Source organism: Microbacterium sp. TWP3-1-2b2, from assembly GCF_049896145.1.
Lineage (GTDB): Bacteria > Actinomycetota > Actinomycetes > Actinomycetales > Microbacteriaceae > Microbacterium.
In genome coordinates this window covers 2,241,964-2,259,321 of record NZ_JAFCTS010000001.1, presented here as the reverse complement: position 1 = coordinate 2,259,321, position 17,358 = coordinate 2,241,964, and the positions used below count along the sequence as shown (strand labels likewise).

Annotated in this window: 17 protein-coding genes; 9 read left to right on the top strand and 8 right to left on the bottom strand. The window is 66.9% G+C overall.

What is annotated here, in order from left to right; genetic code table 11:
* Window positions 1-29: 29 nt before the first annotated feature.
* The 3 genes from ACP7AR_RS11115 (at window position 30) to ACP7AR_RS11105 (ending at window position 3,852) form a co-directional block, all read left to right on the top strand.
* Window positions 30-1,514, top strand: a complete 1,485-nt coding sequence (locus tag ACP7AR_RS11115; protein ID WP_426187722.1) for a sugar ABC transporter ATP-binding protein — start codon at window positions 30-32, stop codon at window positions 1,512-1,514.
* Complete coding sequence (locus ACP7AR_RS11110; protein ID WP_426185674.1) at window positions 1,511-2,572, top strand: ABC transporter permease; 1,062 nt, start codon at window positions 1,511-1,513, stop codon at window positions 2,570-2,572. The genes ACP7AR_RS11115 and ACP7AR_RS11110 overlap by 4 nt, the downstream gene beginning before the upstream one ends.
* A gap of 101 nt (window positions 2,573-2,673) precedes the next feature.
* Window positions 2,674-3,852 carry an ROK family transcriptional regulator gene (locus ACP7AR_RS11105; protein ID WP_426185672.1) on the top strand — a complete coding sequence of 393 codons (1,179 nt, stop codon included), beginning with the start codon at window positions 2,674-2,676 and terminating at the stop codon, window positions 3,850-3,852.
* Between the two features lie 7 nt (window positions 3,853-3,859).
* Here the strand turns inward: ACP7AR_RS11105 and purD are convergent, their stop codons facing one another.
* Both purD and ACP7AR_RS11095 read right to left on the bottom strand, forming a co-directional pair.
* Window positions 3,860-5,137, bottom strand: coding sequence for a phosphoribosylamine--glycine ligase (purD, locus tag ACP7AR_RS11100; protein ID WP_426185670.1), 1,278 nt, complete (start codon window positions 5,135-5,137; stop codon window positions 3,860-3,862).
* A 31-nt stretch (window positions 5,138-5,168) separates the two neighbouring features.
* Window positions 5,169-5,846 carry an NUDIX hydrolase gene (locus tag ACP7AR_RS11095; RefSeq protein ID WP_426185668.1) on the bottom strand — a complete coding sequence of 226 codons (678 nt, stop codon included), beginning with the start codon at window positions 5,844-5,846 and terminating at the stop codon, window positions 5,169-5,171.
* Between the two features lie 170 nt (window positions 5,847-6,016).
* Between ACP7AR_RS11095 and ACP7AR_RS11090 the strand changes: the two genes are divergently transcribed.
* Genes ACP7AR_RS11090 through ACP7AR_RS11080 form a run of 3 tightly spaced genes read left to right on the top strand, consistent with a single transcriptional unit; the run spans window position 6,017 to window position 7,605 of the window.
* On the top strand, window positions 6,017-6,385 hold the full coding sequence (locus tag ACP7AR_RS11090; RefSeq protein WP_426185666.1) for a sterol carrier family protein: 369 nt from the start codon (window positions 6,017-6,019) through the stop codon (window positions 6,383-6,385).
* Between the two features lie 27 nt (window positions 6,386-6,412).
* The gene (locus ACP7AR_RS11085; protein WP_426185664.1) at window positions 6,413-7,243 is read left to right on the top strand and encodes a siderophore-interacting protein; all 831 of its coding nucleotides are present in this window, start codon (window positions 6,413-6,415) and stop codon (window positions 7,241-7,243) included.
* Between the two features lie 47 nt (window positions 7,244-7,290).
* Window positions 7,291-7,605, top strand: coding sequence for a potassium transporter Trk (locus tag ACP7AR_RS11080; protein ID WP_426185662.1), 315 nt, complete (start codon window positions 7,291-7,293; stop codon window positions 7,603-7,605).
* A gap of 3 nt (window positions 7,606-7,608) precedes the next feature.
* Here ACP7AR_RS11080 and ACP7AR_RS11075 read toward each other — a convergent pair whose 3' ends face one another.
* A complete protein-coding gene (locus ACP7AR_RS11075) occupies window positions 7,609-8,214 on the bottom strand; it encodes a zinc-binding alcohol dehydrogenase (RefSeq protein ID WP_426185660.1) in 606 nt (201 codons plus the stop codon).
* A 135-nt stretch (window positions 8,215-8,349) separates the two neighbouring features.
* Between ACP7AR_RS11075 and ACP7AR_RS11070 the strand changes: the two genes are divergently transcribed.
* The 3 genes from ACP7AR_RS11070 (at window position 8,350) to ACP7AR_RS11060 (ending at window position 10,879) form a co-directional block, all read left to right on the top strand.
* Complete coding sequence (locus tag ACP7AR_RS11070; RefSeq protein ID WP_426185658.1) at window positions 8,350-9,330, top strand: ThuA domain-containing protein; 981 nt, start codon at window positions 8,350-8,352, stop codon at window positions 9,328-9,330.
* A gap of 115 nt (window positions 9,331-9,445) precedes the next feature.
* Window positions 9,446-10,192 carry an IclR family transcriptional regulator gene (locus tag ACP7AR_RS11065; protein ID WP_426185656.1) on the top strand — a complete coding sequence of 249 codons (747 nt, stop codon included), beginning with the start codon at window positions 9,446-9,448 and terminating at the stop codon, window positions 10,190-10,192.
* A gap of 6 nt (window positions 10,193-10,198) precedes the next feature.
* Window positions 10,199-10,879, top strand: a complete 681-nt coding sequence (locus tag ACP7AR_RS11060; RefSeq protein WP_426185654.1) for an IclR family transcriptional regulator — start codon at window positions 10,199-10,201, stop codon at window positions 10,877-10,879.
* 109 nt (window positions 10,880-10,988) lie between these two features.
* Here ACP7AR_RS11060 and dctP read toward each other — a convergent pair whose 3' ends face one another.
* The 5 genes from dctP to ACP7AR_RS11035 all read right to left on the bottom strand — a co-directional run bounded on the left by dctP (window position 10,989) and on the right by ACP7AR_RS11035 (window position 17,315).
* The gene (dctP, locus tag ACP7AR_RS11055) at window positions 10,989-12,026 is read right to left on the bottom strand and encodes a TRAP transporter substrate-binding protein DctP (protein WP_426185652.1); all 1,038 of its coding nucleotides are present in this window, start codon (window positions 12,024-12,026) and stop codon (window positions 10,989-10,991) included.
* Between the two features lie 108 nt (window positions 12,027-12,134).
* Window positions 12,135-12,587, bottom strand: coding sequence for a type II 3-dehydroquinate dehydratase (locus tag ACP7AR_RS11050; RefSeq protein ID WP_426185650.1), 453 nt, complete (start codon window positions 12,585-12,587; stop codon window positions 12,135-12,137).
* Between the two features lie 25 nt (window positions 12,588-12,612).
* The gene (locus ACP7AR_RS11045; RefSeq protein WP_426185648.1) at window positions 12,613-13,890 is read right to left on the bottom strand and encodes a TRAP transporter large permease; all 1,278 of its coding nucleotides are present in this window, start codon (window positions 13,888-13,890) and stop codon (window positions 12,613-12,615) included.
* A gap of 3 nt (window positions 13,891-13,893) precedes the next feature.
* On the bottom strand, window positions 13,894-14,484 hold the full coding sequence (locus ACP7AR_RS11040) for a TRAP transporter small permease (protein ID WP_426185646.1): 591 nt from the start codon (window positions 14,482-14,484) through the stop codon (window positions 13,894-13,896).
* Between the two features lie 158 nt (window positions 14,485-14,642).
* Entirely contained in the window at window positions 14,643-17,315 is a 2,673-nt protein-coding gene (locus ACP7AR_RS11035) for a PQQ-binding-like beta-propeller repeat protein (protein ID WP_426185644.1), read from the bottom strand.
* Between the last annotated feature and the right edge of the window lie 43 nt (window positions 17,316-17,358).

Sequence of the window (17,358 nt, the reverse complement as noted above, 5' to 3'; positions counted from 1 at the left end):
AAGATGACCAGACTCCGGCATTACTGGAGATGCGCGGTGTCGAGAAGAGCTTCGTCGGAGTGCGCGCGTTGCGCGGGGTCGACCTCGAGGTGCGACCGGGCGAAGTGCACTGCCTGCTCGGCCAGAACGGCGCGGGCAAATCGACACTGATCAAGACGCTCGCCGGTGTGCACACGCCTGACGCGGGCCAGATCCGCTGGATGGGTGAGCAGGTCGAGATCGCGAACCCGCAGGCAGCGATCACGCTCGGCATCTCGACGATGTATCAGGAACTCGACGTCGTCGACGGCCTCACCGTCGCAGAGAACGTCTTCCTCGGGCATGAGTTCGACAGGTTCGGCGTCACCCGCCGCGGTCAGCTCATTCAGCAGACGCGCAGGCTCCTCGAGCGGCTCGGGCACGGCTCGATGTCGCCGCACGCGGACGTCGGCTCGCTCAGTGCCGCCGAGAAGCAGATCGTCAGCATGACCCGCGCCCTGTCGCACGACACGAAGCTCATCATCATGGACGAGCCCTCAGCGGTGCTCGACTCCGAAGAGGTGCGCAATCTGTTCGCGGTGGTGCGGGAGCTGACTTCGCAGGGCATCGCGGTGGTGTACATCACCCACCGTCTCGAGGAGATCCGTGAGATCGGCGATCGCATCACGGTACTCAAGGACGGTTCGACCGTGGCGAGCAACCTGGCCGTGGCCGACACGACCACCGCCGAGCTGATCAAGCACATGACAGGTCGCGCGGTGCAGAACGTCTTCCCGCAGGCGGAGCCCATCGCCGCCGATGCGCCGGTTCTGCTCGAGGTCGAAGATCTGGGGCTCGACGGGGTGTTCGAGGACGTGTCGTTCTCGGTGCGCGCCGGCGAGATCATCGGCCTCGCGGGCCTGGTCGGTTCGGGGCGCAGCGAGATCATCGAGACGATCTACGGGGCAAGGCGGGCATCGACAGGAACCGTCAGGGTCGGCGGGAAGCAGCTTCCGCGCGGATCCGTCTCCGCCTCGGTCGCCGCCGGCGTCGGGCTGAGCCCGGAGGAGCGCAAGTCGCAGGGGCTGGTGCTCGGAGAGCCGATCTTCAAGAACGTCACCCTGTCGTCCTTCACGCGGTTCGCCAAGGGCCCGCTGCTGGACGAGCGCAACGAGCGCCGCACCGCCAGGGACCAGATCGCAGCCCTCGAGCTGCGGCCTGCGGATCCTGATCGTCCGGCGGCGACCCTGTCCGGCGGAAATCAGCAGAAGATCCTGCTCGCGCGCTGGCTCGTGCACGGCAGCTCCGTGCTGCTGCTGGACGAGCCGACCCGAGGCGTCGACATCGGAGCGCGCTCCGAGATCTATGCGTTGATCCGCCGACTCGCGTCATCCGGGCACGCGATCGTCGTCATCTCGAGCGAGATCGAGGAAGTCCTCGGTCTCTCGGACTCGGTCCTCGTCATCGGCGACGGACACGTCCTCACCACCGTTCCCGCATCTGAGATCGATGAGCACGGCGTGCTCGACCTCGTCATGAAAGGAGTCGCCGCGTGAGCGTGCAGACCACACCCACCACCTCGCCGGGCCAGAGCCCGACTGAGACCACGTCGACGTTGCGTCGGCTGCTCTCCGGTTCCGTCGGACGCAACCTCGGTCTTGTTCTGGCGCTGCTGGTGATCATCATCGTCGGCGCGGTGACCTCGTCGAACTTCCTGAACTTCGACAACGCGCTCGTGATCCTGCGCCAGGCATCGATCATCGGGGTGATCAGCGTCGGAATGACCTTCGTCATCATCGCCGGCGGCATCGACCTCTCGGTGGGCGCAGTGCTCGCTCTGGCGTCGGTGGTCGGTTCGCTGGCTGCGATCCAGGACATCGCGAGTTCCAGCCACTGGATCGTGGTCGTCATCGTGGCGCTGCTCGTCGGCGTCGGCGCCGGACTCATCAACGGAGTCGTGATCGCGTACGGCAAGGTCGCGGCCTTCATGGCGACGCTCGCGATGATGGTCGGTGCACGAGGCCTCGCCGAGATCCTCGCCAACAACCGCACCCTGGTGATCTCCGACCGCGACTTCGTCCGCGCGATGAACGTCGACCTGCTCGGCGTCGACATCCTCATCTGGATCTTCGCCGTCGTCGCGGCCGCCGGGTGGTTCCTGCTCAACCGCACGACGTTCGGGCGGCGCACTGTGGCGATCGGCGGTAACCCGGAGGCCGCACGTCTCGCCGGCATCAAGGTGAAGCGGCACACGATGTGGCTGTACGCGCTCGTCGGCCTGACCGCCGGCATCGCCGCCGTCATGCTCATGGGCCGCACCACGGCCGGCACCTCGACGCACGGCAACCTGTACGAGCTGGATGCCATCGCCGCCGTCGTCGTCGGCGGCACCCTCCTCGTCGGCGGACGCGGCACGATCACCGGCACGGTGTTCGGTGTGCTGATCTTCGCGACGTTGTCGAACGTGTTCGTGCAGAACAACCTCACCTCGTCGGCACAGGCTGTGGCCAAGGGCATCATCATCGTCGTCGCCGTTCTGCTGCAGCAGCGTTTCGCCGTCGGACGCGTCCCCCGCAGTCGTCTGGCACAGGTCAAGGCGGTACCCGACGCGTAGAATCGACAGACGCGGAAGCGCCGAAAAGATGGCCTCCAGGGCGTGGATGCGGTGTCGTCCTTGCGATGCACCGGGCCGTTCACGAGAAGTACAGGGTAAGAATGGCTAGCAATCTCAACGCCGGCGGTGTCGGCCAACTCTTCCAGTTGCTGCGCGACGGTGAACCTCGCACCCGCGCGGAGCTGGCGAAGACCTCTGGTCTTGCCCGATCGACCGTGGCCGCTCGGGTGGACGAACTCATGCGCAAGGGGCTGATCGCCCCGGTCGCAGACGCCGCCTCGACGGGTGGGCGACCACCCTCGCAGTTCGCTCTGAACCCCACGGCCAAGGTGGTCATCGCCGTGGACATCGGAGCGTCGCACACGACGGTCGCGGTGACCGATCTTGCCGGCACCATCCTCGCCGAACGCACCGGAAGGCTTGCGGTGGCGCTCGGACCGGAGGCCGTGCTGTCATGGCTCGTGGAAGCGGCGAACGAGCTGATTGCTGAGACCGGGCTCACCCATGAGCGCATCGCGGCGGTGGGCGTCGGCGTCCCAGGACCTGTCGAGCACGCCACCGGTCGTCCGGCGAAGCCGCCGATCATGCCGGGTTGGGACGGATTCGACGTACCGGGATGGGTGCAGCAGCATCTGCAGGTTCCCGTGCTCGTCGACAACGACGTGAACATCTCGGCGCTCGGTGAGCGGGCGGCCGCATGGCCGCTGACGGACCACATGATCTTCGTCAAGGTCGCCACCGGGATCGGCGCCGGAATCATCTCGGACGGGAGGCTGCTCCGCGGCGCCCAGGGCATCGCCGGCGACTTCGGGCATGTGCGCGTCGCAAGGGGAGCGGACGTGCCGTGTCACTGCGGCAACACCGGATGCCTCGAGGCTCTTGCGTCCGGCCCCGCGATCGCGCGGTCACTCAGCCAGCGGGGGATCCCGGCCGCAGACGGCAATGACGTCGTCGAACTGGTCAAGTCCGGCAACCTCGAAGCGATCCAGGCCGTGCGTCAGGCCGGGCGCGACCTGGGCGAGGTTCTCACGGCATCCGTGAGCCTGCTCAACCCGTCGGTGATCGCGATCGGCGGCGCGATGGCGCGCGTGGGCGAGCACCTGATCGCCGGAGTGCGTGAAGTCGTCTACACGCACTCCATGCCGCTGGCGACCGAGCATCTCGCGATCGTGCAGTCCGTCACGGCGGGAGAAGCCGCGGTTCGCGGGGCGAGCCTGCTGGCGGTCGAGCACGCGCTGAGCCCGGAGATCCTTCCCCAGAGCTTCAGCCTCGCCGACTGAGCGCCGCCTACTCCGCGACGCGGGCCGCGATGTCCTTGCGGAAGTGCGCGCCGTCCAGGCCGATCCGGTTCATCGCGTCATAGGCCTGTGCACGCGCGGCGGAGAAGTCGCTTCCCACGGACACGACGTTCAGCACGCGTCCGCCGGTGGCGATGAGGTCTCCGCCTGGTGCATCCGGCCCCGCCGTCGCCGCATGCACGATCCGCACGCCGTCGACGCGCGCAGCATCCGAAAGCCCGGAGATCTGGCGGCCGGTCTGCGGCGCCTCGGGGTAGCCCTCGCTCGCGAGCACGACCGTGATCGCGACGTCGTCCGAGAACACCGGTTCCGGTTGGTCTTCCAGGGTGCCGGATGCCGCGGCGAACAGCAGCTCGGACAGCGGGGTCACGAGGCGCGGAAGCACGACCTGCGTCTCGGGGTCGCCGAAGCGCGCGTTGAACTCGATCACCTTGATGCCCTTGTCGGTGAGGATGAGTCCCGCGTACAGCAGACCGATGAACGGGGTGCCCTCGGCATCCAACTGGCGGACGACGGGCAGGGCGACCTGATCCGTCACGAGCGAGACGAACGCCTGCTCGCTGCCGAACTGCTCATCGAGCCACGGCAGAGGCGAGTACGCCCCCATGCCTCCTGTGTTCGGGCCTTCATCGCCGTCGTAGGCGCGCTTGAAGTCCTGTGCGGGGCTCAACGCGCGCACGGTGTCGCCGTCGGAGAGGAAGAACAGCGACACTTCGGGGCCGGAGAGGAACTCCTCGATGAGCACGGGCCCCTGGGGGAGGTAGTGAGCGGCATGTGCGAGGGCTTCGGCGCGGTCGGATGTGACGATGACGCCCTTGCCTGCCGCGAGTCCGTCGGCCTTCACGACGTACGGTGCGCCCAGATCGTCGAACGCCGTCTCGACGTCGGCGACGGATGCTGCGCGCACGGCGCGTCCTGTCGGCACGGATGCCGCCTCCATCACGCGCTTCGCGAAAGCCTTCGAACCCTCCAACTGCGCGGCGGCTTTGCCGGGGCCGAACACGGGGATGCCGCGTTCGCGCAGCGCATCCGCGACGCCGGCGACGAGCGGGGCCTCTGGTCCGATGACGACGAGGTCGACCCCGTTCTCGTTCGCGAAGTTGGTGACTGCGCCGCCGTCGAGCTGGTCGACGCCGGCGAGCGTCGCGTCCTGCGCGATTCCCGCGTTGCCGGGCGCGGCGAGGATCTCATGCCGCGCATCCTCCGCCTTGAGGGCGAGGATGATCGCGTGCTCACGTGCACCGGAACCGAGGACGAGGATCTTCACCCGTCCAGACTACCGAGCCGCTCGCGCGACGTCAGACGGTCACCGGACGTTCGTCTGTCTCATCCCACGGCACGGTCCACCCGCACACGTCGAACAGGCGATCCAGCACCATCGCGGTGAAACCCCACACGATCGTGCCGTCGACGTCGAACGCGGGGCCGCTGAATCGGAACCCGTCTTTCGTGATGACGGTCGTGAAGCGGGTGGCCGGATCCAACAGCTGCGCCACCGGCACACGGAAGACTTCGACGGTCTCTGCGTGATCGACCGCGGCCACCTTGGACGGCTTCGTCCACCAGCTGAGCACCGGCGTCACCAGATGGTTGCTCGCGGCGAGCGGAAGCTCGGGAAGAACGCCGAGGATCTCAACGCCTTCCGGGTCCAGGCCGGTCTCCTCCTCGGCTTCGCGCAGCGCCGTGGCGATGAAGTCGGCATCGGCCGAATCGCGTCCGCCGCCGGGGAACGACACCTGCCCGGGATGCGAAGAGAGGGTCGGTGCTCGTCGCTGCAGCAGCACGTCGAGATCCTTCGCGACGGCAGCGTCGGCGATCGGGGCAGGCGTGCTGTCGAGCACCCCGAACAGGATCAGAACGGCGGACTCACGAGCGGCGTCCGGATCGGCCAGCCGCGGCAGGATGCCCCACCTGTTCGACTGCGCAGCGGCGAGCAACTGGGCGCGGGCGCCCTCCGGATGCGTGCTGTCGGTCACCGTTCGAGCCTACGCGGCGCTCGATGCGCATGGCCGCGTTCAGGTCAGGTCAGGTCAGGCGCACAGAAGAAGAGTCTCCGGGACCGGAGCGCGCCGGAACCCCGGAAACTCTTCTTCCGTCGTGCAGCTGAGGGCGGGGCGCGGCTCGCACACCGACGTAGGCTGATCGCGTGGCCAGAAAGATCGATATGAGTGAAGGGCGCGCCGCGCTGGATGCTGTGCGCGCCGCCCGCACGGCGGAGGCGAAGCCCGCCAGAGCCGACCTCGCCACGGCCGTGCGCTACCTGCTGCAGCTGCTCGACGAGAAGGCACCGGGCAACAGCGTCGAGGTGCGGGTTCCCCCGTTCGGCGCAGTGCAGGTCGTGCAGGGTCCGCGGCACACGCGTGGCACGCCACCGAACGTCATCGAGATGGATGCCGCGACCTGGATCGACCTCGCGACGGGGTCCGCATCGTGGGCCGGGGTGGTCGCCGAAGGCCGGGTGCAGGCATCCGGCACGCGCGCCGACCTGTCGGATCTGATGCCTCTGCGACCGTAGGGCCCGCACACGAGCACAAGGAGCAGCATGACGACCACCGAACGCCCCCAGCGGCGCCCCCGTCCCCAGATCGTCCTGGAGGTCATCGATTCCATCCGGCTGACGCCGCACCTCGTGCGCATCATCGCGGGTGGTCCCGGAATCGTGGCCGTCGAGGACAACGGCTTCACCGATGCCTATACCAAGATGCACTTCGCGCCGGCCGAGGCGCAGCTGACGCCGCCGTACGACATGGCTGAACTGCGGGAGCAGCTGCCCGTCGAACTGCTGCCGTCCGTGCGCACGTATTCGATCCGCCGTTTCGACCTGGGGGCAGGGCAGATCTGGATCGACTTCGTGACGCACGGCGACGAGGGCGTTGCAGGTCCATGGGCGGCGAATGCGAAGCCGGGCGATCCCGTGGTGCTCGGTGGTATCGGCGGCGGCTATGCGCCGGACGCGTCGGCGGACTGGCATCTGCTGCTGGGCGACGAGTCGGCGATCCCCGCGATCTCCGCGGCGCTCGAAGCGATGCCGGCGGATGCTGTCGGCACTGTGCTGCTGGAGGTGCAGGACGAGTCCGAGCACCTCGATCTCATCGCCCCAGAGGGGATCGAGGTGCGCTGGCTGCACCGCGGCGATCGGGATGCCGGGACGACCACTGAACTCATCGACGCCGCGCGCGCTCTCGACTGGCGGGCGGGCCGCGTGCAGGTCTTCGCACACGGCGAGCGCGGTGCGATGAAGCAGCTGCGCCCGTTCCTGACCGATGAACGCGGACTCGACCGCACGCAGCTGTCGCTGTCGGCGTACTGGGCCTACGGTCGCCGCGAAGACGCGTTCCAGGCCGAGAAGCGCGAGGCCGTCGGACAGGTGTGACCGCAGCTGGGGGTCCGCTTGACGGTGAACAGTGGGAGAATGGATGCATGTCCTCCACCGATTCTCACGAGACCGTCGAGGCGACCGTCAGGCGCGTTCCCCGCTACGGCGTCTTCATGGGCATCGGCGTCGTGCTCGGCGTCATAGCCGCCGGCATCCTGACGATGGTCGGAGGCTACGAGCCCTCTCAGGCACTCGACGTCGTCTACCCGCCGAGCCAGGTGTTCGGATTCGCACTGCTGTGGACCGTGCCGATCGGGCTCGCGCTCGGTGGAGTGGCCGCGATCCTGCTGGAACGTGTCGCCCGCCGCCACGACCGGGTCGTGCGCGTCGACCGCGAGACGATCATCGAGGTCGACTGACGGCTACGCCAACTCGGCGATGATCGGGCGGATGGCGGCGTCGAACGCCACCACATCTCGCCTGAGCCCATCGGTGACGGCGACCGTGAGCGCGCCGATCCACCAGATGCCGCGCTGCGAGAACGGCAGCACCTGAACGTTCAGCTCGAATGAGTGAGCGCGGCGACCGATCTCCCGTTCGAACTCGGCGATCGCGCTCGCATACGCGCGATACGCGCCGCCTCCGGTGGCCGTCTTCATCGTGTCGAGATACCGGTTGTGGGCCTCACGGGCGTACTGCAGTGCGGGAGCCGCGAGCGGAGTGATCGCGGCGCGCAGCGCTTCGGCACCGGTGGCAGGCAGCGCCACCAGAGTGTCGAAGCCGTCGATCAGCTCCAGCGGACCTTCGGCGGGATGAGCGCGCGGCTCCACTGCCATGTCCCAGTAGTCGCGCCACTGCCGTTCGAGGTCGGCGCTGGCGTCCGCCTGATCCGGTGCCCGTACCTTCAGGTCGCGCAGGCTCGGCAGTCCCTCTGGTTCGCGGATGCCGAGCATCTGTCGCAGGGCGAGCGCGACCAGCGCCGGCATCCCGGCATCCTCTCGGATCAACCACTGCGGCTTGTCGGCCATGGCCCCATCCTAGGGAGAACGTGACGCACCTGTCCGACTTACTGGATGGAACACGCGTTGCCGCCATGCCGGCCCATCCCTATGTTCAGCCTTGAGCCGACCTGTAGCGGCACACGCACGTTCAAAGGAGATCACGTGAAGTCCATACTGCGTTCCAGCATTGCGCTCGTGGCCGCCGCGGTACTCGGCGCCGGCCTGTTCGCTGCAAGTGCGCCCATGGTCGCGGCCGGAAACGGCAACGGCAATGGCAACGGCAAGCCGGCCACCGCCGACCAGATCTACCTCGACGAGGTGAAGGACTACGGCGTATGCCGCGGCACCGCCGCCGCGTGTTACCACGATTGGGGCAACGGCTGGGAGGAGGGCGAGGAGAAGAGGATCCTCATCTGGAGCCGCACCGGTGGGCCGCGTCACGCGCACCTCGGCACGCCGCTCGCACCGGGACTCAACCCGCCACTCAATGCCGACAACGTCGCGCAGGCGAACCTGAAGGCCTGGGCGGAAGAGCGCGGCATCGCGGTCGACTACACCGAGGATCTCGCCGCGTTCAGCCGGCTCAACAAGTACCAGGCGGTGGTCTTCCTCAGCCCGACGCGTGACAGCCTCGACGATTCGGCCCAGACCGCGCTCATGCAGTACGTGCGCGGCGGCGGTGGATTCGTCGGCATCCACAATGCATTCGGCACGGAGTACCACTGGGAGTGGTACGAAGGGCTCCTCGGGGGCACGAACTTCTACGACCACGCCCCCAACCGCCCCGGCACAGTCGAGGTCGTGAACAAGAAGGACGTGTCGACCGAGTTCATGCCGGAGACGTGGGCGTTCACCGACGAGTGGTACAACCTTCACCCGTACCCGAGCTACGTCAACGTGCTGCTCGAAGTCGACAAGAAGACGAGTCTCAACGGTCGGGCCAACGGGCATCCCGGGCATGGCGAGAACCACCCTGTCAGCTGGTGCCAGTACTACGACGGCGGCCGCGCGTGGGTGACGACGCTCGGTCATGCGGTCGAGGACTGGACCGAGGCAGAGACCGAGAACGACGACCTCTTCCAGAACCACGTCATGGAGGGACTGGAGAGCGCGATGGGCATCAAGCCCTTCTGCAGCGTCTGAGCGCTGGAGAGCCCGAACGTGCTGAGACACGTTCGGGCTCGTTGCGCTTCCTGCACGCACCCACTAGCTTCGGTCTCGGGCGGACCGATGAAACCGTCCCATTCGAAGGGTCCCGATGTCGCGTCTTTCCTCACCTCAGGCGTCTGCCGGCCCGGCGACCGTACTCGCCCGCATCCTGTCGATCCTGGATGCGGTCAAGCGCGAGGGGTCGGCCATGTCGGTCACCGACATCGCGCTGTCGACAGGCATCCCGAAGTCGACCGCCGCTCGTCTTGTGAGCGAGCTCGTCTCGCAGCGCTATCTCACGCGCGATGGTGACGGCATCGCCCTCGGCCTCCGGCTCTTCGAACTCGGCGCTCGCGCCACGATGCCACGTCGCCTGGTCTCCGCCGCCGCTCCGGTGATGAGTCAGCTCGCGCAGCGTACGGGCGAGCGGGTCGGCCTCTGGGTCCAGCAGGGCACCGAGATGGTCTCGCTCGCAGCAGCTCCCGGGCGCCTGCCCATGCTTCCGACCTGGGCCGGGATGCGCTCGCCCGCGCTCACGACAGCGAGCGGCAAAGCCTTCCTCGCGTTCTGCGAGGACCAGCACGTGATCGACAGGGTCAGTGCGCCGCTCATCGAGGACGAGATCGCGCGTTTTCGGGAGGAGCTCACGACGGTGCGCACTTCGATGCTCGCGACGGATGCCGGAGCGTCCTACCGCGGCGTGCTGGCAGTCGCCAGCCCCATCATCGGTTCCGACCGCAGCGTCGTCGGCGCGATCTCGGTGGCCGGTCCCACCGGCAGCATGCTGCCGGACAACATCGCTCCACTCGTCCGTGCGGCCGGAGTCTCTCTGGCCCGCCGCCTGACCGCCGCCTGAGCCCGCATGCGCACTGCATCGTGGACGGAGACCGTCAGCGTTCTCGATCGGATGACCGCGATCCTCGACGCGTTCGGCGAGGTCGGAGAAGCCGGTGAAGGGCTCGGCGTCACGGAACTGGCTCGCCGAGCGAACCTCCCGAAGTCGACCGTCTCCCGCATCGCCGCCGACCTCGTCGCCGAGGGCTACCTCGATCGTCTCGAAGGGCACCTGTACCTGGGTCTGCGCCTGTTCGAACTCGGGCAGAGCGTCGAGCGCCCCCGCCGCCTGCGTCGCGTCGCCGTCAGCACGATGACCGGTCTGCGTGACGCCATCGGGCACAACGTGCAGTTGGCGATCGCAGATGGCGATGACGCTGTGGTGATCGCGAACGCGCGTGGCCGCAACCCGCTCTTCCCCGCCGCTCATATCGGCGAACGGCTCTCTCGTGCGACCACTGCGCTCGGCGCGGCGTTCACGGCCTTCGATCAGCGGCAGGAATCGGGCAGCCCTGCCGCCGATGTGGTGACGACATACGAGGTCTTCCACGGTGACCACGTGTGCGTCGCCAGCCCCGTGCATGAGCGCGGCGTCACCGTCGCTGCGGTCTCGGTGAGCGGCACGATCGATGAGCTGGATCCGGTCGAAGTCGCGCCGTTCGTGCGCAGCGCTGCGGCCGCGATCAGCAACCGACTCGCCGCTGCCTGAGCACCGGAGCGTCCTCCCGCAGGGGTCGAGCGTCCATCCGTGGAGACCAGCCCTACGCGAAGGCGGGGCGAGCGCTTTCGCGCCCGCCCCGCCAGGGGGTCGTGTCAGATCACTTCGCTGAGTCGCGGATGCTCTGGTACGCCTCCAGCGTCTCGCCGGTGTAGTGGTCGGAGAAGTAGGCCTCCGCCTTCTCGACGAAGGCGTCGATGTCGATGTCCTCCTTCTCGATCACCGTGAACTCCGGGTTGTCGCGGTATCCCTGGACGATCTCTTCCGTCTCGTCCTCGACGCAGGTGCGGTTCTCGCTGCGGATCTCGTGGATCGTCTTGTCCAGCAGTTCCGCCTGCTCGTCGTTGAGCTTCTCGTATGTCTTGTCGCTGACGACGACGAATTGGATGCCGACGTTGTGATCGTTCAGCATGGCGACGTTGAGCACTTCGTCATAGCTCGACGAGTGGGTGGCGACGATCGGGTTCTCCTGTCCCACCGCGATGCCCTGCTGAAGCGCCGTGTAGACCTCCTCGACCGCGACGGAGACGGGGTTGTCGACTCCGAGGGCCTCGGCGTTGGCGAGGAAGCCTGGTGAGTTCGGGAAGCGGATCGGCACGCCCGCGAGATCGTCCGGGCTGCGGACCTCGACGTCCTTGGTCGTGAACGTGCGGTTTCCGAACAGCCAGCCGTCGACGATCTTCACACCGGTCGCGTCGTGGAACGCGGTGAACAGATCATCGGAGCCGTCATCCATCCAGCTGAACGCGTGATCGACGTCGTCGAACGCGTACGCGGCATCCACCGCCTCGATCGGTGCGAAGCTCGGGGCGAGTTCTGACCCGCCGAGGAGGTCGATGTCGATGTCGCCCGACTGCACCATCGGGAAGCGATCGGCGTGCGGGCCGAGCTGGCTGGACGGGAACAGATCGACGCTGAAGCCGATGTCCGCATCTTCGAGTCGCTCCTTGAGCAGTTCGACGCCGCAGTAGTAGTTGGGGGTCTGCTCGTTCTGCGTCAGCGACACCGTGAGTGTCACCTCGCCGCTTTCCGATGGGCCTGCCGGACCACCACCGCTGCAGCCGGCGACGATGAGGGCGGTCGCGGCGAGTGCGGAAGTGGTGACGATGCTGCGACGCATTGTCCTGGGTGTGACCATGAGTGACTCTCCTCTTGTCGTGCGCGTCGTTGCGCAGTGGTCTGCTGTGTTCATGACTCTCGTCGCGAGACGACGGTTCACCAACCGGGTTCTCGCCGAATGGGACGGCTATGCGGTGGCGCGGTCGGCGGCGAGGCGATCCGCGGCGCGGATGGCCAACTCGTAGCCGAAGGCGCCGGCTCCGGCGATCACCGTGGTCGCCACCGTCGACATGATCGAGTGGCGATGCGCCTCGTCGCGGGCATGGATGTTCGTCAGATGGATCTCCACGATCGGGATGCTGAGGATGCGCAGCGCGTCGAGAACCGGCACCGACTGGAAGCTGAGCCCCGCGGGGTTGATCACGACGGCAGCGCCGTCGTAGTGCGCGTCATGCAGCCATCCGATGATCTCGTGCTCGGCGTTCGACTGCGCGAACTCCAACTCGAAGCCGACCTCGTCGGCGATGCGCGCGCTCTGCGCCTCGATGTCCTTCAGCGTGGTCGTTCCATACAGTTCGGGCTCTCGCTGCCCGAGCATGTCGAGGTTCGGGCCGTTGAGCAGGTAGAGCTTCCTGGTCACGAGTGGTCCTTTCAGGGTGTTGCGGTCAGAGGCCGAGCAGTGAGGGGACGATCGTGACGATCGCGGGGAAGAGGGTGAGCAGCAGGAGCACCACTCCGAGGGGGATGAGGAACGGCAGCACTCCGCGGAATAGCTCTCCCATGGGCCGTCGAGTGACGGATCCGACCACGAACAGCACGGCACCGACCGGCGGGGTCAGAGAGCCGATCATCAGGTTGATGATCATGATCACGCCGAGATGCACCGGATCGATCCCATAGGTGGCGCTGATCGGCAGCAGGATCGGCACCAGCACGAGGATCACGGGGGTGGCTTCGAGGAAGATGCCCAGCAGGATCAGCAGCACGTTCAGCAGCAGCAGGAAGATCACGGGGTTGTCGGTGATCATCGTGAGCGCCTCGCCGAGAGTGCGGGAGACCTGTTCACGGGCGAGGACCTGACCGAGCAGGTTCGAGGCGCCGAGGATCAGGAGGATGCCACCGGACATCAGCACGGTCTCCTTCGTCGCCTGCCAGAGCTTGCGCCAGCTGATAGTCCGATAGATCATGCCGAGCACGATCACCACTGCCGCCGCGATCCCCGCACTCTCGGTCGGGGTGAACCAGCCGCTGAAGATTCCGCCGAGGATGATCACCGGGATCGCCATCGGTCCGAGCACGCGGACGGTCGCACGACGCAGCATCGCACCGCTGAATGCACGGCTCCCTGCGATCTCGGGGTGCATGCGCACCCACACGAAGATGTACACCGCCAGGCCGACCGCCATGAGAGCCGCCGGAAGCACCGACCCCGCGAACAGGGCTCCCGTCGAGATGGAGGCCGTCGCTGCGAACAGGACGGCGGGGATGCTCGGAGGCATCACGGTGCTGAGCAGTGAACCTGCCGAGGTGAGGCCGGCGGAGAACCCGTAGGGGTAGTTCGCCTTGAGCATCTGCGGGATCTGCACCTTGCTCGTGGAGGCGGCATCGGCGAGAGCCGACCCGCTGATCCAGGAGAATCCGACAGCCGTCGTCAGATTGACGTAGGCGAGGTTGCCGGGAAGGCGAGGCAGCAGCGCCTTCGCGAAGTCGTACAGCCGAGTGGCGATGCCGAGATGGTTGGCGAGAGTGCCCACGAAGATGAACAGCGGCACGGCGAGCAGCGGGAAGCTGTTGATGCCGTTGACCATCGCGGTCGTCGCGTATCCGGCGGAGAGGTTGTGGCTGTAGAAGTAGAGCATGCTCGGCGCGATCATCGCGAAGGCGACCGGCACGCGCAGCAGCAGCAGGACGACGAGGAGCAGGACGAAGAACCAGAGATCCATGGGTCAGCCCTCCATTTCGGAGATCTCGAGCTGTCGCTCCGGGCGGTTCGCGTGAGGGATCTTCCAGGCCGAGTGGATGCCGGTCGAGAGACCGCCCACGAAGGCGAAGATGTACAGGACGCCCAGTGGCAGGCCGATGGCAGCGCTCGCGCGACCCCATTCGAGCGCGATCTTGACGTACGCGTCGTAGACCAGCGCGATGCTCGTGATCACCATGATCGCTGCGGCGACCACGCGCAGCGCGACGAACAGCTTCCTGCCGCGCAGTATCCCGTCGAAGACCTCGATCACGATGTGACCGTTGCGTCCGGTGAGGTAGCCCATCATCAGGAACGTCATGGCGATCATCGACAACAGGGCGAGTTCGCCCGCGCCGACCCAGTTGACGGCGGGAAAGTAGCGACCGATCACCTGGTACATGACACCCAGGAAGATGCCGGCGAAGAGCGCGACGGACACGATCATCTCGGCATGGGAGAGTGCGCGGATGAAACGTGATTCCTTCGGCACCCCCGCGTTCAGCTCGGGAGTGGTGAAGACGGTCTCGGTATGCCCGAAGATCGACTCTTCAGGATCCTTGTCTTCTTCTCGCATGGTTGACCTCTCTGTCGTCGCGGTGCCCTGACCGCTGTGGCAACTCTCGCCTCGGCGCCGTATGGCGCCAAGCTCAGTCCCGGCGAATGGGACGGGTCCGCACAGACGAGGGCACCGCGCCGCCCTGAGGCGACGCGGTGCCCTTCGGTGCGTGTGGGCTACTTGGTCACGGTAACGCTCACCGTCGATCTCACCTCTTTCTGCACGCCGTCATGCATCGCATACGTGATGACGGTCAGGTCGGTCGCGCCCTCCGGCACGTTGTTGTCGAGATCGGCCTTGTCGAACTTGACGACGATGTGGCTGCGGTTGCCCGTCACCTTCGACGCCGTGATGGGCTGCAGCCCGAGGGATGTCTCCAGAAGGACGTCGCCCTCCTGCGCGTACCCCTTCGGCAGATCGAGATGCGCGGTGATCGTGCCGTCCGCGTTCGTGAACAGTCCGTCTTCCACGCGGAGATCGAGCTTTCCGGATGGGACTGACAGCGCCCCTGGGATGTCCTCGGATTCGGCGTAGACCTCGATCTTTCCGGTGGGACGCGGATCGGTGCAGTCGTTGAAGAAGTACTCGCCGGCCTTCTCGAACGTGTGCGCGTAGCTCTCGCCGGGCTGCAGACGCGCATTGAACTCACCCTCGAAGAACTGCGTGGCGCAGTGCTCGAGTTCGTTCGGATGAGCGCCGAACGTCTCGGCCCCGGGGTTGAGGAACGTCACACTGGTTCCGACCGGCACACGCAGATGCGTGGGCTGCATGGCTGCCTGGTTGGTGCTGTCGGCGGCTGCGGCCGTGTCGGATGTGCGATCCGCGCGTGCCAGCAGCACGGTGTTTCCCACGGTGCTGCCTTCGACTGCGCCGCCGTTCACCGGCCGTCGGATCGAGAGCGGAGCGGTCAGCGGACCCTCCTGGCTGCCCGACTCGGTGACGTAGTCGCCTCCGAGCTTGAACGCCCAGAGCGAATCGCCCTTGGTCACCGATGCGCCGTACGGGTTCGTGGTCCCGGCAGCGAAGACCGCGACATACTGCTCACCGTCGATCTCGTAGGTGACCGGTGCAGAGCCGATGCCGTTGCCGGTCTGGAAGTCCCATTCGACCTCACCGGTCTTGGCATCCATCGCGAGCAGGCGTCCATCGATCTGGCCGACGAACACGAGATCGGATGCCGTCGCAAGCGGGCCCTGGCCGTGCGACATGTCCGTGCCGAGGTGCTGCAGCCACTCGACCTTGCCGGTGGATGCGTCGTACGCGACGATGCCACCGGTCTGGTACTGCCCGATCGCGCGCTGCCCGTTCGCCGCAGCACCGTTCCAGTGCGCCACGTTGTTCGTGCCGTACGGGAAGTACACGAGGTTGGTGCTGTGGCTGTAGGCGTTGTTCGACCAGTCGCCGCCGCCGTTCTGGCTGGTGGTGGAGAGGATCGGGAGGTCCCATTGCGGGTCGTACATGCAGCCTTCGCGGTGCCCGACATGTCCCTCGGGGTAGGTGAGGTGCTCCTGATCCGCGGCGACGTAGCTGTCCGGATTGAAGACGAGTTCGCCGTTCTCATCCGGCTGATACCCGTTGTAGTTGGGCACGCCTCGCCACGGGTCGCCGGGGACGTTGTCGGTTCCGAGCTTCTCCCAGACCACGCACTCGGGCAGCAGACGCTCAGAGGGGAACGGCTGCGTGTCGGAGTTCGCCTGCCGGTCATCCGTGATCACCGGCTTCTCGTTCGCCGGCAGCACCGGCTGGCCGTTCGTGCGATCCAGGATGAACATGTGCCCCGACTTGCTGCCGTAGAAGATGACCTGTCGCTCTTCGCCCCCGATCTCGATGTCCGCGAGGTTCGGTGCATGCACGTTGTCCATGTCCCAGATGTCGTGGTGGATCGACTGGTAGTGCCATTTGTACTCGCCGGTGGCCGCATCGACCGCGACGAGCGTGTCGGAGAAGACGTTGTCACCGGGGCGACCTGAGCCGTCCTGCGAGGTGTTGCAGCTTCGCGGATTGCCGAAGGTCATGTAGTACATGCCGAGGTCAGGGTCGACGGCGCCGTGCACCCACGACGTGGCGCCGCCTTCGATCGCGCAGTCGGTGCCGTCCTCGTGCACCGGCCCCCAGGTCTCTGAGGCATCGAACGTGTTTCCGTTGACGTCAGTGAACTCCTCGCCGCGGTTCGGTCCGCCGAAGAAGTGCCAGACGTAACTGCCGTCGTCGGCGTCGAGCGCGACGACGGCGCCGCGGTCGCCGTCGGCGGCATGCACGTAGACGAGACCGTCCGAGTAGACCGTCGCGACCTTGGCGACGCGTCCCACATTCTCGCCGTCGGGGCCGGTCGGCTGAACCGCCCACACCTCCTCGCCGGTCTTCTGGTCCAGTGCCACGACGCGGTTGTCGCCGGCGAGCGTGTAGACGCGCCCATCACCGGCCGAGACACCGCGCCTCGTGCTGGACATGCCGTATTCGTGGTTCTCCCACTTCCAGGCCGCCTCTCCCGTGGCCCCGTCGAAGGCGGCCACTCCGCCGCTCGGTGTGTCGAGATAGATCATCCCGTCGACCACGATCGGCGTCGTCTGCTGCCCGGTGTGATCGGAGGCGGGTGCTGCTGCCGAGACGTGCGTGCGCCACGCGGGCGCGAGCTGATCGAGGTTGCTCTTGGTGATCTGGTCGAGCGCGGAATAGTGCTGATTGCCGAGGTTGCCCCCGACGGTCGGCATGTCCTCCTGCGTCGGCTCGGTGGCGGTCAGGTCGTCGACTGGTTCGTCGACTGCGTAGACGGGGCTGATGGCGATGGAGAGCATCACTGCCGCTGCGACCCCCGCCACCCCCAATCGGGTCGTGAGCTGTCTGGGCATCGGTGGGCTCCTTGGTCGTCATTGTTCCCATGGACGCTTCGGA

Bases quoted from the DNA above. Each gene is read 5' to 3' on its own strand.
- ACP7AR_RS11115 (WP_426187722.1), top strand. From the start codon at position 30: ATGCGCGGTGTCGAGAAGAGCTTCGTCGGAGTGCGCGCGTTGCGCGGG.
- ACP7AR_RS11105 (WP_426185672.1), top strand. From the start codon at position 2,674: ATGGCTAGCAATCTCAACGCCGGCGGTGTCGGCCAACTCTTCCAGTTG.
- ACP7AR_RS11085 (WP_426185664.1), top strand. From the start codon at position 6,413: ATGACGACCACCGAACGCCCCCAGCGGCGCCCCCGTCCCCAGATCGTC.
- ACP7AR_RS11080 (WP_426185662.1), top strand. From the start codon at position 7,291: ATGTCCTCCACCGATTCTCACGAGACCGTCGAGGCGACCGTCAGGCGC.
- ACP7AR_RS11075 (WP_426185660.1), bottom strand. From the start codon at position 8,214: ATGGCCGACAAGCCGCAGTGGTTGATCCGAGAGGATGCCGGGATGCCG.
- ACP7AR_RS11065 (WP_426185656.1), top strand. From the start codon at position 9,446: ATGTCGCGTCTTTCCTCACCTCAGGCGTCTGCCGGCCCGGCGACCGTA.
- ACP7AR_RS11060 (WP_426185654.1), top strand. From the start codon at position 10,199: ATGCGCACTGCATCGTGGACGGAGACCGTCAGCGTTCTCGATCGGATG.
- dctP (WP_426185652.1), bottom strand. From the start codon at position 12,026: ATGGTCACACCCAGGACAATGCGTCGCAGCATCGTCACCACTTCCGCA.
- ACP7AR_RS11045 (WP_426185648.1), bottom strand. From the start codon at position 13,890: ATGGATCTCTGGTTCTTCGTCCTGCTCCTCGTCGTCCTGCTGCTGCTG.
- ACP7AR_RS11040 (WP_426185646.1), bottom strand. From the start codon at position 14,484: ATGCGAGAAGAAGACAAGGATCCTGAAGAGTCGATCTTCGGGCATACC.
- ACP7AR_RS11035 (WP_426185644.1), bottom strand. From the start codon at position 17,315: ATGCCCAGACAGCTCACGACCCGATTGGGGGTGGCGGGGGTCGCAGCG.